Consider the following 12,806-nt stretch of genomic DNA (forward strand, 5'->3'; position numbering starts at 1 on the left):
AGCCATGCCCCGTCGCCCCCTGCTTGAGTTCGAAAAACCGCTTGTCGAGCTGGAGCAGCAGATTGAGCAAATCCGCCAGTTGGCCAGGGATTCGGAAGTTGACGTGTCGCAGCAGCTGCAGCAGCTGGAGACCCTCGCAGCCCGTCGGCGTCAGGAGATCTTTCAGGGTCTGACTCCCGCCCAGAAGATTCAGGTCGCACGCCACCCGCATCGTCCGAGCACGCTGGATTTCATTCAGATGTTCTGTGACGACTGGGTCGAACTGCATGGAGACCGTCGTGGCAATGACGATCAGGCGTTGATTGGCGGCGTCGGAAGGGTGGGTGATCGACCGATCATGTTGATCGGCCATCAGAAAGGACGCGACACCAAGGAAAACGTCGCACGCAATTTCGGGATGGCCGCTCCGGGTGGCTACCGCAAAGCAATGCGGTTGATGGACCACGCCGATCGCTTTCGCTTGCCGATCCTCACTTTTATCGATACCCCTGGCGCCTATGCCGGACTCGAAGCGGAGGAGCAGGGCCAGGGTGAAGCAATCGCAGTCAACCTGCGTGAAATGTTCCGCTTACGCGTTCCGGTGATCGCCACTGTGATCGGCGAAGGCGGTTCCGGGGGTGCGTTGGGGATCGGGGTTGCGGACCGATTGCTGATGTTCGAGCACAGCGTTTACACCGTTGCCAGCCCTGAAGCCTGCGCCTCCATTCTCTGGCGTGATGCAGCGAAGGCGCCTGATGCCGCGGCGGCTTTGCGAATCACCGGCCGCGATTTATTGGAGCTGGGGGTGGTGGATGAGGTGCTCGAGGAGCCATCCGGTGGCAACAACTGGGCACCGTTGGACGCCGGCGAAACTCTGCGGGCGGCGATTGACCGGCATCTCGATGAATTGTTGAGCCTGTCGGAACAGGAGCTCCGCGATGCCCGCTACTCCAAATTCAGGGCGATGGGGCGCTTTCTCGAAAAAACGTCACAGGATGTCGAGAAAGCGGCTTAAAGTATCGCGGTTTGCTAACGGTTTTTGCCAACGGCTCTAATTACGGGTGCGAGCCGAGGCATTGGTCGCCGCACAGCCGAACTTCTGGCTCAACAGGGTTGGGACCTTCTGCTGACGGCCCGTAGTGCTGATCAACTTGATCAGCTCGCTGCACAGCTCAGTGAGCAGGGCGTCTCTGTGGCGTCTGCAGCCATTGATCTGACCCAGCCCGATGCGATCGCTTTGGCGATGGCTGATCTATTGCAGCGGGGGGCGACCCCTTCCGTGTTGATCAACAACGCCGGTGCTGCTTACACCGGTGAACTTCTGTCCATGCCGCTGGATCGTTGGCAATGGCTGCTACAGCTGAATGTCACCAGCGTGATGCAGGTTTGTTCTGCTGTCGTTCCCTCCATGCGTGAGAACGGCGGACTGGTGATCAACATCAGCAGCCATGCGGCCCGCAATGCCTTCCCCCAATGGGGAGCGTATTGCGTGACCAAGGCTGCTTTGGCCAGCTTCACCCGCTGTCTGGCAGAAGAGGAGCGAGGCCATGGCATTCGTGCCTGCACCCTCACCCTCGGAGCCGTCAACACACCGCTTTGGGACGCGGAAACCGTACAAAGCGATTTCGATCGTCGTGCCATGCTCTCTGTCGATCAGGCAGCAGAGACACTGGCGAATCTGGCGATGCAACCCAGCAACCAGTTGATCGAAGACCTCACCCTTATGCCGGCCGCCGGCGCCTTTTAAACGAACACCATGACCACTACAGTCCCTTTCGTTTCCAACGGCGTTTCCAACGGCGTTTCCAACGGCAACGGCAACAAGCTCTTAAAGCCCCAGGTCTCAGCCCGTATTCGTGAACGGTTGGTCGAATCTGGCGTTTCCTTCCTGGCCAACGACAACATTGCTGATCACCTCCATCCCGGAGAGCTGGATCAGTTGCAGGTTGAAGTTGCAGACAAGGTTCGCGACCTGCTGCGCAGCCTCGTGATCGATATCGATAACGATCACAACACCCATGAGACGGCCGAGCGGGTCGCCAAGATGTACCTGCAGGAAGTGTTCAAAGGGCGCTACCACCAGCAACCCAAAGTGGCCAGCTTCCCCAATGTGAAGCAGCTGGATGAGATCTACACAGTTGGACCGATCACGGTGCGCTCCGCCTGTTCCCATCATCTTGTGCCGATCATGGGCAACTGCTGGATCGGGATCAAGCCTGGAGCTCGGGTGATCGGTCTTTCCAAGTTCACGCGTGTCGCCGACTGGGTGTTTTCTCGCCCGCACATCCAGGAGGAAGCGGTGATGATCCTTGCCGATGAAATTGAGAAGCTCTGCGAGCCTCAGGGACTTGGCATCATCATCAAGGCTCAGCACTACTGCATGAAATGGCGTGGTGTGAAGGAGCCCCAAACCAGCATGGTGAACTCGGTGGTGCGCGGTGATTTCCGCCACGATCCAAGCCTCAAGCAGGAGTTCTTCGAGCTAGTGCGTCAGCAAGAAGCGCTGCTCAGCACCTGATCAGGTCTGAATCAACCCTGATGTACTGCCTCGACAAGGGCCTGAACCTTGCCGAGGTTTTTCCATCCAGGTCGTTCTTCGAGTCGGCTCGAGGCATCCAGGCCTTGAGGGTTCACTCTGCTGAGCAATTCTGGAACCCACTCAGCACTCACGCCCCCCGCTAGCCACCACGGCACTAATAGCTCGGTCTCACTGAGCCAATCGAGGGGCAACCGGTGGCCGGTGCCGCCCAGTTGATCGGAGCTCCAGGCATCGAGGAGCAGGGCGTCCACATGGGTGTCGTAGTGCTTGAGCTGCTTGAGATCGTCGGGCTCGCGCACCCGCAACGCTTTCCACCACTGCTGCTGGGGATAGCGCTGTTTCAAGATCCGGCAGCGATCGCTTGATTCGCTGCCGTGGAGCTGCACCACGGAGGGCTGTCCTGCACCGCTCAGCGCTTCCTCAAGAGCGGCATCGTCGGGATCTGCGACAACCCAAACCCGATGCAGTGGCGGATGCTGCTCCTCAAGCACACTGAACAAGGCCCTGCGTTGGGATGGTTCGACGTAGCGCGGGGTGTCTTCAACGCCGATCACGCCAATCGCCTGTACGCCCATGCGCGCAATGGCGAGTGCTTGCTCAAGGTCGGTAATCCCACAGATCTTGAGGTCTGGAGTGGGGCGGGGATCACGCAAGGGCTGCATCGATTGCTCTCCCTAGGATCGTGGATGACAGCCCGCGACAGCGGCACACGACGGAATTGGCGGTGGGAGAGGGCTGGCAGGTGCTCAAGATCGGCGGAATTCCACTGCGGCTCCAGCCCAGCTGGTTGTTCGCTGTGGCGATTTTCACCACGTTGTTCCAATCTCGATATGCCGCCACGACCTCTGAAACAGCCAGCTGGGGTCTGGGTTTTCTAACAACCTTGCTGCTGTTTAGCTCCGTGCTGCTGCATGAGCTGGGTCATGCCCTGATGGCCCTGCGGGAAGGGGTGAAGGTCTTGAGCATCACCCTGTTTCATCTGGGCGGTATTGCCCGGGTTGAGAAGGAATGCCCCACAGCGATGGGCAATCTGCGCATTGCTGCTGCTGGTCCGATTGTCAGCCTTTTGCTGGCCTTCGGGATGCTGGTGGGTGCTGCAGCTCTCTCCGACACCCAGCCCTTGGCGACGCAGCTGTTGAGCCAGGTGGGGTTGCTCAACTTGATGCTGGGTCTGTTCAATCTCCTGCCAGGTCTTCCTCTCGATGGCGGGCTGATCCTGAAGGCCTTGGTCTGGCAGATCAGTGGCAGTCAGAAGAAGGGTGTTCAGGTGGCGTCGGCGTCCGGACGAGCTTTATCAACGCTTCTGATCTTTGCCGGCCTCTTTTTCATGTTGAGAGGTGTATTGGCGAACGGGATCCTGCTGATGTTGATCGGCTGGTTCGGGCTGAGTGCCAATCGCAGTCAGACCCAGATGCTGCAGTTGCAGAACGTGCTGCGGGAGTTGAAGGTGGAGGCCGCGGCGGGCCGACGCTTTCGCGTGCTGGAGGCGGATCAGACGTTGCGGCGCCTCAGCCAGCTGCGGCTAACCGCCAGCGAGGGGGAGGGACCCGCCGATTGGGTGCTCGTCTGCAAGAGCGGTCGTTGGGTGGGCTGGATTGACGATCAGCCATTGAAGCTCTTGCCGGTGCAGCAATGGGACCAGCAGCGACTCGAGGATCATCTGCGCCCCCTCTCTGAACTGCCCTCAATCGTGTGTTCCGCCTCTCTGGTGGAAGCGGTGCCGGCCGTTGAGACGGCATCCCAGGGACGCCTTCTGGTGATGAGTGCTGCTGGGCTTCCCTCCGGCACTCTCGATCGTATGGATGTGGGGGATGCAGTGCTGAAGCGTCTGGGGGTGAGCCTCCCCTCCGCGATCCTTGAGGAGGCTCGCAAGCGCAATGGCTATCCCCTGGGGCTGGCGATGCTCCCTCAAATGGTCCAGACGATGCAGGCTCAGAGCTCCGACCAGGACGCCAGTTCGTCGTCCAACTCCTGAACTTCTTTGGTGTTCAGGGGCTGCATTTGCCAACAGAAGTCAGGCCACGACTGAATCAGGCTCTGGCGCAGCTGCTGATCCAGATCCAGTCGGCTGATCTGCGTCGGGGCTGCTGCCGGTGCCGATTCCCCAAACACCTCGTACCAAAGGTCGGCGGGCGGATCCAGCAAGATTTCTCCGTGCTGAAGCAAGCGACCGTTCTGCCAGCGCTGGGCGCTGCCAACCCGTTTGACTCCGGATCCATCCACCAGGTCGGCCACCGTTGCACTGGCGAAACAGTTGCTGGCTTCGGCTCCAGCCGGGTCGGATCCGAAGTGCAGCGGTAGACCGAGTCCTTTGAAGCCATCGACCAACCACTGACAGGCCTGGCGGTAGGCCTCCTGGCGACGTCGTGGTGCATCAGGCCAGATCAAGGCGTAGGTGAGACCGCCGGCATGGAGCACTGCCCGACCGCCGCTGGGTCGTCGCACCAGGCTGAGGCGGCCGCGACGGGCCAAATCATTCCAGTGGTCAGGCCATTGGCGTTGATGGCGTCCAAGTGAGAGCCAGGGCCCATCCCAGCGGTACAAACGCAGCGCCGGACCATTGCTCCGCTTCAGAAGCCAGGCATCCAAGGCCATCTGGGTGTGTCCATCTGCTTGCTGGGTGGGAAGCAGACGCCCGGTTGCGGGCATGCTGGAAGGAAGCATCGATCGCACGCCATGGTGCCCTGGTGGGATGTGCCGATCTTGATTGCCCTCGGTCTGCTGGCGGGGGGGCTGGCCGGCCTGCTGGGCATTGGCGGCGGGTTGATCTTTGCGCCGCTCCTGCTCTGGCTCGATCTCCCGCCCCATCAGGCCCTGGCCACGAGCAGTTTCGCCATTGTTCCCACGGCGTTGGCGGGCACCATCACTCACCTGCGCCAAGGGCGGGTACCGACACGGCCCGGGCTCGCCATCGGCTTGGCGGCTTTTGGCTCGGCCCTGTTGTTCGGTGGCCTGGCTGGCTTTGCGGCGGGATGGATGCTCTTGGCGATGCAGACATTGATGTACATCGTGCTGGCGTTCTGCGTTCGGGAACGGGCCGAGGAAGACGCAAGCGAGGACGTCGATGACAGCAGCGCACCGCAGTTGGCTGGTGTGGGTTGCATCGCCGGCTGGACCGCCGGGATGTTGGGCCTAGGCGGGGGGCTGGTGATGGTGCCGCTGATGAGCGGTCCGTTATCCGTGCCGATTCATCAGGCCGTGCGGCTCAGCACGGTAGCGGTGCTCTGTTCAGCCAGCGCAGCGTCTCTGCAGTTCCTGCATGAGGGCCGCGGTGTTCCTCTCATGGGGTTGCTGCTGGGTGGGGTGGCGGCCATTGCCGCCCAGTGGGCAGCCAGCCGTCTCGATCAATTTGACGCAGCTCTTCTGGTGCGCTGCCTTAAGGGTCTCGCCATCATCCTGGCGATCGACAGCTCAAGGCGGGCCATTCAGCTCTTGCTGAGCTGAATGGCCATCTGTTCAACAGTTCAGTAATGACCAGAACCCTGTATCGAGCTCATAACCCAGGGCTGCGGCCATCTGGGAGAGGTTGCCTCGCATCGGCCGTCCCAGCTGCTGTTGGCAGAGGTCGTCCAGCAGCATCAAGCGATGCGTCACCCAGAGCTCCAAGGCCTCAGGATCAAAACGCAGGCCTTCGCTGCGGCTGAAACTGTGGGGCACCACCAGGGCGACATGGCGGATCAGGCTGCCCTGGTCGCGTTCAAGCAACAGTGGCAGCCAAGGGAACCGTGCATCCGCCCGCAGGGCCCAGAGGCGAGGTTCCGGACATTCCGGTAGTTCGCGCGGGTCATCCTGGGCACGGGGCCAGTCGAAACGGAGCTCGAGCACTGGCCCTTGGCTGAGCAGTGTGTTCAGCGGCTGATCGCTCCAAATCTCCAGCGGCCGCAGATCCAACGACCGGATTGCAGGGGCATCGATCAGAACCGAATCCATGGGCTGGTGTGACAGGCCTTTGCGAATGATGGCCTGCAGCCCCTCCCTCGGAGAAGAATGGGAGCGTTTGATGCATGGTTCCCATGGAAACCCTTCTCTCTGCACCTGAGGTGTTCATTGCCCTCGTGGTGGCTGCCCATGCCGCTGTTCTGGCCCTGCGTCTCTCCATCAGCCTCTACGAAGCCTGATTTCAATCGGCTCGTGATATCAACGGGCGTGGAGCTGGTCTTGGCACCGTTAACGGATTGCGTTAAAAGCGGATGTTCGTGCTGATGCGGTGACCGCCAGTCAGGCTCAAAGTTCAGCTCCCCGCACGGATGCAGCCACCATGGCTGCAGCAATTCAGCGACAGACCGACCAACAAGAACTGCAGTGCAGCCTTCTCGCCCTGGCCGCCAAGGCAGGGCTCGTTTTGTTGGGCTGTGTGAGCTTGATCCGCTTGTCCGTGGCCTATCAGGAACGGATGGACCGTCACAGTGAAATTTCGGCGGTGGTGTCCATCGAGACGGCCAAATTGGACACGCTGCAGCAGCGGTTCGATCGTCTGTTCAGTATTGGAGGCGAGAAGCGCCTGATCAGCGAGCAGGATCAGTGGATCGGTCCCAATCGCTTACGTGTGATCTGGCGCTGAGATTCGTGACCAGCGGCGTTGGGATTGAGTGCTGACCGGCAGACTGAGAATCTTCCTGGCCCTGTCTTGATGTCCACGCCCGGCACCGTTCTGATCACCGGCACCACTTCAGGTGTCGGCCTGAATGCCACGCGCGCTCTGGTGAAGCGGGGCTGGACGGTGATCACTGCCAATCGCAGCCCGCAGCGAGCAGCGGCTGCCGCTGATGAGCTGGACCTCCCCAAGGAGCGGCTTCAGCACGTGTTGATGGATCTGGGTGATCTCGACAGTGTGCGCCGAGCGGTTGATGCCTTGCCCGAGCGGTTGGATGCCTTGGTCTGCAATGCGGCGGTCTACAAACCAAAACTGAAGCAGCCGGAGCGCTCTCCCCAGGGGTATGAGATCTCGATGGCCACCAACCACTTTGGTCATTTCCTGCTGGTGCAGCTTCTGTTGGGTCGGCTCAAGACGTCCACCCACCCCTCCAAGCGGGTGGTGATCCTGGGCACCGTGACCGCCAACTCCAAGGAACTGGGGGGCAAGATTCCCATCCCTGCACCGGCGGATCTGGGGGATCTCTCCGGGTTTGAGGGCGGTTTCAAAGACCCCATCGCCATGGCCAGTGGCAAGCCGTTCAAGCCCGGCAAGGCTTACAAAGACAGCAAGCTCTGCAACATGATCACCACCCAGGAGCTGCACCGCCGCCTGCACGGAGATACGGGAATCACCTTCACCTCGCTCTACCCCGGCTGCGTGGCGGATACCCCGTTGTTCCGCAATACGCCCAAGGCCTTTCAGACGATCTTCCCTTGGTTCCAAAAGAACATCACCGGCGGGTACGTCTCCCAGGCTTTAGCCGGAGAACGGGTGGCAGATGTGGTGGCGAATCCCGACTTTGCTGAATCCGGTGTGCACTGGAGCTGGGGCAACCGCCAGAAGAAGGATGGTCAGCAGTTCAGCCAGGAACTATCCGATAAGGCCACGGATCCGGAGACGGCTCGGCGGGTGTGGGAGTTGTCCATGGCCTTGGTGGGTTTGGCCTGAGCCTGATCAGCAGGGGGAAAAAACTTGCTTGCTCGTATCAGCTCTCTCTCCAGGCGATGAGCCTTGGAGAGGTGGTTTGATTGAGGTGGTCGTTGCCTAGAAATTCGATTTATTTCTCTGGAGTGCAATCACATTCAGGATCACACTCCAGGAAGGCTGAAGTTATATGGCCAAGTTGGGCTGGTTTTATTGCTCCGGTACGCAGAAATAATTTCTTCAGTCGAAGCCCAGCAGGTCAAAGATTTCGCGGTCTTTGAGGGATACGGCCTCCAGGGGCTCCACCTTGTCGAGCATGTTCTGGGCTAACCGCAGGTATTCATTGCGTACAGCTTCCACTGCCTCATCGTCATCATCCATTTCAAAGATGGTGCATTTCTTCAGCCTCGACCGTCGAATTGCATCCACATCCCTGAAATGGGCCATGGTGCGCAGACCGGTGCGTTCGTTGAACTTGTCGATCTGATCAGTGTCAGCAGAGCGGTTCGCAACGACGCCGCCCAGCCTCACCTTGTAGTTCTTGGCTTTGGCCTGAATCGCCTGAACGATGCGATTCATCGCGAAGATCGAATCGAAATCGTTGGCCGTCACAATCAGGCAGTAGTTGGCGTGTTGCAGCGGGGCGGCAAAGCCACCACACACCACATCGCCGAGTACATCGAAGATCACCACATCGGTGTCTTCCAGAAGGTGATGCTCCTTGAGCAGCTTCACGGTCTGTCCGGTCACGTAACCGCCGCAGCCAGTTCCTGCTGGCGGGCCACCACTCTCAACGCACTGCACACCATTGAAGCCAGTGAAGACGAAATCCTCCGGTCGCAGCTCTTCGCTGTGGAAGTCCACCTCCTCGAGGATGTCGATCACCGTCGGCACCATCTTGTGGGTGAGGGTGAAGGTGCTGTCGTGCTTCGGGTCGCAGCCGATCTGAAGTACGCGCTTGCCCAGTTTTGAGAAGGCGGCTGACAGGTTCGATGAGGTGGTGGATTTGCCGATTCCACCTTTGCCGTAGACGGCAATCACCAGGGTCTCCTCCTGGATGTTCATTTCCGGGTCCTGGTGGACCTGAACACTGCCTTCGCCGTCCGCCGGTCGCGTCAGAGTCGTGGTCATTCAGCGACCTGTGCAAGAGAAGTCATTTTCATTCAACAGCAGCAGATGTGCAGTGGTTGGTTTTCACTAAGAAATGAAAGATCTGGCCCTTGGCTAGGTGGCAAGAGCAGAATTTCTTTCAATTAAATAAAAAGAAATGAGTGCAATTGCTCATGCCTTGAAGTGGGCTTTGGCGTCATAGAGCGTTTCGCTGCTGATCTCCCGGCAGCCCACATCGCGGGCGTAAGCCTCGGTGTTGCGACGCACCTTGCCCCGTACGAAGAAGGGGATCTTCTTCAGTTCGGCTTCCCCATCGGCTGTCCATTGCAGACAATCTTGGCCGACCTCCGGGACGTCGCTCAATGCGGAGATGTCGGCTGCTCCGGCACCACCGGCATGGCCTAAATGGCTCTGGTGGCCATCCACGAATTCGAAGTCGTGGCGGAACATTCCGATCAGGTGTTCCTCTAGTCCCATCATCAGCGGATGCACCCAGTCGTCGAAGATCACGTTTGCCCCTTCCCAGCCCATTTGGGGGCTCATCCGGGCCGGCACGTCTTGAACATGCATCGGCGTGCTGATCACGGAGCAGGGAATCCCTAGCCGCTTGGCGCTGTGTCGTTCCATTTGTGTTCCGAGCACCAGTTCTGGCGCTGCCTCGGCCATGGCGGCTTCCACTTCTAGGTAGTCGTCACAGATCAAGGCCTCCAGACCCAGGGCCTTGGCGGCCGCCCGGACGGGCCTGGCCATCTCCCGGCTATAGGTTCCCAGCCCCACGACGCTGAAGCCCAGTTCTTGGCTGCAGATCCGTGCTGCTGCAATGGCATGGCTGCCGTCGCCGAAAATGAACACCCGCTTGCCGGTGAGGTAAGTGGAGTCCACAGACTCCGAATACCAAGGCAAGCGTGAGCGTTTGTAGCCCTCGTCAGCAGCGGGTGCCTCGAGCCCCAGCAGGTTGTGCACTTCGACGAGGAAATCGTGGGTGGCGCCGACACCGATCGGTACCGTTCGACTGAAGGGCATGCCGAAGTTGCGCTCCAGCCAGCTGCAGGTGGATTCGGCCACCTCCGGATAGAGGCAAACGTTCAGATCGGCATCGGGGATGCGCTTCAGATCGTCCACCCCCGCACCGAGCGGTGCCACAACGCCCACATCGATGCCGTGCAAGGTGAGCAGCTTCTGTACCTCCAGTACGTCGTCGCGGCAGCGGAAACCGAGCAGAGACGGCCCCAGCAGGTTCACCCGGGGTCGACGGCCCTCCTGTTTCCATGCCTGGGAGTCATGGATCATGTCTGTGGGGGCCTGCGCCTTGAGCAGGTTGCGGATTAATTGATAGAAGGTCTCCGCAGCTCCCCAGTTCTCCTTCTTGCTGTAGGCCGGCAGCTCAAGATTCACGACCGGCATGGTCAGATCCATGCCCTGGGCCAGGGCGCCCGGTTGATCCTGAATCAACTCCGCTGTGCAACTCTCACCCACCAGCAGGGCATCGGGTTGGAAGCGGTCCACGGCTTCGCGTACATGCCTTTTCACCAGTTCTGCTGTGTCACCCCCGAGATCTCGGGCCTGAAAGGTGGTGTAGGTGACCGGCGGACGTTGCCCGCGCCGCTCAATCATCGTGAACAGCAGGTCGGCGTAGGTGTCCCCCTGGGGGGCATGGAGCACGTAGTGCACGCCTTGCATCGAGGCGGCGATGCGCATGGCCCCCACATGGGGTGGCCCTTCATAGGTCCAGAGCGTTAGTTGCATGGGATCAGGCGTGCACGGTTTGGTCGGGGTTGCTCGGATGTAGACCGGGTCGAATCATTTGCCGGCGACGCAACGGTCTGGAAAACAGTTCCGCCAGGTCTCCGGCTTGGTCGATGCCGTGAATCGGGCTGAACACCAATTCGATCGACCATTTGGTGGCGATGCCTTCGGCCTCCAGCGGATTGGCGAGGCCCATGCCACAGACAACAAGATCCGGTTGGCTGGCGCGCACCCGGTCCAGCTGTTGCTCCACGTGCTGCCCCTCCATCACTGGTGTGTCGTCGGGGAGCAAGGCCAGCTCAGCGGCCATCTGTTCACGGTTCAGATAAGGCGTTCCCACCTCCACCAACTCCATGCCGCATTCGCGTTGCAGGAATCGGGCCAGGGGCAGTTCGAGTTGGGATTCGGGGAGAAGAAAGATCCGCTTGCCCTCCAGCACGGCGCGGTGGCGAGCCAGGGCGCTTTGGGCCCGTTCCATCAACGGATCGAGCACTGCGGCGATCCGCTCCTCCGGGAGATGGAAGGCATTGGCAGCAGCCTCCATCCAACGCCGACTGCCTTCGGCTCCCAGGGGAAATGGGGCCGTGAGCACCGTGGCGCCGCGATCGCTCAGCAAGCGGGCGGTTTCGGTGAGAAAGGGTTGGGTGAGTAGCACCGTGGTTCCCGCTCCCACCCCAGGCAGGTCAGTCGATTGCCGCGGAGGCAGGCTGTGAATTGTCTCGATGCCCATCCGCTGGAACAGGTGAATCAGCCTGTCTTCCACGGCATCGGCGAGGGTGCCCACCAGTAGCAACTGCCGCTCGTCGCTAGCGGGGAGCAGCGGAATCAGCGCCGCCAGCGCCCCGTCTTCTCCTTGGGTAAAGGTGGTTTCAATGCCGCTCCCGGAGTAGTTCACCACCCTCACTCGGCCGGAGAGCTCGTCGTTCAGCCGTTCGGCGGCGCGGGCTAGATCCAGCTTGATCACTTCGCTGGGGCAAGAACCGACCAGAAACAGCGTGCGGATCTCGGGACGGCGTTGCAGCAGTTCCTTGCAGACGCGATCAAGTTCGTCGTGGGCATCGGCGAGGCCGGCCAGGTCCCGTTCGTTGAGAATCGCGGTGCCGAAACGGGGTTCGGCAAAAATCATCACCCCAGCGGCGCTCTGGATCAGATGGGCGCAGGTGCGGGATCCCACCACCAGAAAGAAGGCATCGGGCATGCGCCGATGTAGCCATACGATCGAGGTGAGACCACAGAACACCTCCCGTGGTCCTGATTCCTTTAACAGGGTGGGCCCGGCCATGGCCGCTCCATGCGACGTTCACCTCTCAAGCTGCAAAAGATTGGGGCTTGGATGCCAAACCCAGCGCAAACTCTTCGGGATCAGGCCTGGCCTAAGAGCTTGCTTGCCGATCAAAGGCGGCGGCGGAATCCGTCGTAACGCTCTGAACGTTCGCTCTCCTCTGTTTTGCTCAAACGCCAAACGTTGCGGCTGACACGACGGGCAACGAGGCCGCCGCGTTCCGCCCGTTCCGTTCCCGGTCGGGCTCCAAGAAGCATGCTCACTTCCGCCGTGGTAAGGGGGGCACCTGTTTCGATGGCCAATGCAGTCAGCTCAAGGCGTTGACGCAGCTGACGCAGACGATTTCTGTCTTCATTGCCTGATGCCTCCAGCCAGGGCAGATCCACCTGCCCATCCTGGGCGAGGCGTTGCATCAGGCCGAAGCTCACCATCCCAAGGGCTTGATCAGCGTTGAGATCAACTGGTTTTAAAGAAGACTGCTCAGTCATTGCAGGATCTCGAGAGGTTTTCTGGACGGTATCGGCTGTCTTTCAAGGTGCAAGACCGCTGGCTCTAACTCTTTGATGGCCCGTTTGCCCTGGATTCGTCCG

The 12,806-nt window shown here is 60.3% G+C and carries 15 protein-coding genes; 8 read left to right on the plus strand and 7 right to left on the minus strand.

Annotation, left to right across the window (positions count from 1 at the left end):
• The first annotated feature begins 4 nt into the window (after positions 1 to 4).
• From DXY30_RS12065 to folE, 3 genes are read left to right on the plus strand one after another with little or no spacing between them, the layout of a single operon-like run.
• Positions 5 to 994: an acetyl-CoA carboxylase carboxyltransferase subunit alpha gene (locus tag DXY30_RS12065; RefSeq protein WP_115095149.1), complete on the plus strand. Its 990-nt coding sequence runs from the start codon at positions 5 to 7 to the stop codon at positions 992 to 994.
• A 24-nt stretch (positions 995 to 1,018) separates the two neighbouring features.
• Positions 1,019 to 1,726, plus strand: coding sequence for an SDR family oxidoreductase (locus DXY30_RS12070; protein ID WP_115095150.1), 708 nt, complete (start codon positions 1,019 to 1,021; stop codon positions 1,724 to 1,726).
• A gap of 9 nt (positions 1,727 to 1,735) precedes the next feature.
• Positions 1,736 to 2,497, plus strand: a complete 762-nt coding sequence (folE, locus tag DXY30_RS12075) for a GTP cyclohydrolase I (RefSeq protein WP_115095151.1) — start codon at positions 1,736 to 1,738, stop codon at positions 2,495 to 2,497.
• An 11-nt stretch (positions 2,498 to 2,508) separates the two neighbouring features.
• Here the strand turns inward: folE and DXY30_RS12080 are convergent, their stop codons facing one another.
• On the minus strand, positions 2,509 to 3,180 hold the full coding sequence (locus DXY30_RS12080) for a phosphoribosylanthranilate isomerase (RefSeq protein WP_115095152.1): 672 nt from the start codon (positions 3,178 to 3,180) through the stop codon (positions 2,509 to 2,511).
• A gap of 62 nt (positions 3,181 to 3,242) precedes the next feature.
• Between DXY30_RS12080 and DXY30_RS12085 the strand changes: the two genes are divergently transcribed.
• Positions 3,243 to 4,493, plus strand: coding sequence for a site-2 protease family protein (locus tag DXY30_RS12085; RefSeq protein WP_115095214.1), 1,251 nt, complete (start codon positions 3,243 to 3,245; stop codon positions 4,491 to 4,493).
• Here the strand turns inward: DXY30_RS12085 and DXY30_RS12090 are convergent.
• Entirely contained in the window at positions 4,451 to 5,167 is a 717-nt protein-coding gene (locus DXY30_RS12090) for a lipoate--protein ligase family protein (protein ID WP_115095215.1), read from the minus strand. The genes DXY30_RS12085 and DXY30_RS12090 overlap by 43 nt on opposite strands.
• 27 nt (positions 5,168 to 5,194) lie before the next feature.
• Between DXY30_RS12090 and DXY30_RS12095 the strand changes: the two genes are divergently transcribed.
• Complete coding sequence (locus DXY30_RS12095) at positions 5,195 to 5,962, plus strand: sulfite exporter TauE/SafE family protein (protein ID WP_115095153.1); 768 nt, start codon at positions 5,195 to 5,197, stop codon at positions 5,960 to 5,962.
• Between the two features lie 12 nt (positions 5,963 to 5,974).
• Here the strand turns inward: DXY30_RS12095 and DXY30_RS12100 are convergent, their stop codons facing one another.
• Positions 5,975 to 6,448, minus strand: a complete 474-nt coding sequence (locus DXY30_RS12100; RefSeq protein ID WP_115095154.1) for a CRR6 family NdhI maturation factor — start codon at positions 6,446 to 6,448, stop codon at positions 5,975 to 5,977.
• Between the two features lie 83 nt (positions 6,449 to 6,531).
• On the opposite strand from DXY30_RS12100, the gene psaM reads away from it, so the two are divergent.
• From psaM to DXY30_RS12115, 3 genes are all read left to right on the plus strand, one after another.
• Positions 6,532 to 6,636 (plus strand): photosystem I reaction center subunit XII, encoded by a 105-nt coding sequence (gene psaM, locus DXY30_RS12105; protein WP_170951253.1) that lies wholly within the window; start codon positions 6,532 to 6,534, stop codon positions 6,634 to 6,636.
• 140 nt (positions 6,637 to 6,776) lie between these two features.
• Positions 6,777 to 7,079, plus strand: a complete 303-nt coding sequence (locus DXY30_RS12110; protein WP_115024328.1) for a hypothetical protein — start codon at positions 6,777 to 6,779, stop codon at positions 7,077 to 7,079.
• A gap of 69 nt (positions 7,080 to 7,148) precedes the next feature.
• On the plus strand, positions 7,149 to 8,102 hold the full coding sequence (locus DXY30_RS12115) for a protochlorophyllide reductase (protein ID WP_115095216.1): 954 nt from the start codon (positions 7,149 to 7,151) through the stop codon (positions 8,100 to 8,102).
• 216 nt (positions 8,103 to 8,318) lie between these two features.
• Here the strand turns inward: DXY30_RS12115 and bchL are convergent, their stop codons facing one another.
• The 4 genes from bchL to DXY30_RS12135 all read right to left on the minus strand — a co-directional run bounded on the left by bchL (position 8,319) and on the right by DXY30_RS12135 (position 12,704).
• The gene (gene bchL / locus DXY30_RS12120) at positions 8,319 to 9,209 is read right to left on the minus strand and encodes a ferredoxin:protochlorophyllide reductase (ATP-dependent) iron-sulfur ATP-binding protein (protein ID WP_115095155.1); all 891 of its coding nucleotides are present in this window, start codon (positions 9,207 to 9,209) and stop codon (positions 8,319 to 8,321) included.
• Positions 9,210 to 9,359: 150 nt separating this feature from the next.
• The gene (locus DXY30_RS12125) at positions 9,360 to 10,934 is read right to left on the minus strand and encodes a ferredoxin:protochlorophyllide reductase (ATP-dependent) subunit B (protein WP_115095156.1); all 1,575 of its coding nucleotides are present in this window, start codon (positions 10,932 to 10,934) and stop codon (positions 9,360 to 9,362) included.
• Between the two features lie 4 nt (positions 10,935 to 10,938).
• Positions 10,939 to 12,216 carry a ferredoxin:protochlorophyllide reductase (ATP-dependent) subunit N gene (locus DXY30_RS12130; protein WP_115095157.1) on the minus strand — a complete coding sequence of 426 codons (1,278 nt, stop codon included), beginning with the start codon at positions 12,214 to 12,216 and terminating at the stop codon, positions 10,939 to 10,941.
• A gap of 110 nt (positions 12,217 to 12,326) precedes the next feature.
• Entirely contained in the window at positions 12,327 to 12,704 is a 378-nt protein-coding gene (locus DXY30_RS12135) for a hypothetical protein (protein ID WP_115095158.1), read from the minus strand.
• Positions 12,705 to 12,806: the final 102 nt, after the last annotated feature.

The sequence above is a fragment of the Synechococcus sp. UW106 genome, assembly GCF_900474015.1.
GTDB lineage: Bacteria > Cyanobacteriota > Cyanobacteriia > PCC-6307 > Cyanobiaceae > Parasynechococcus.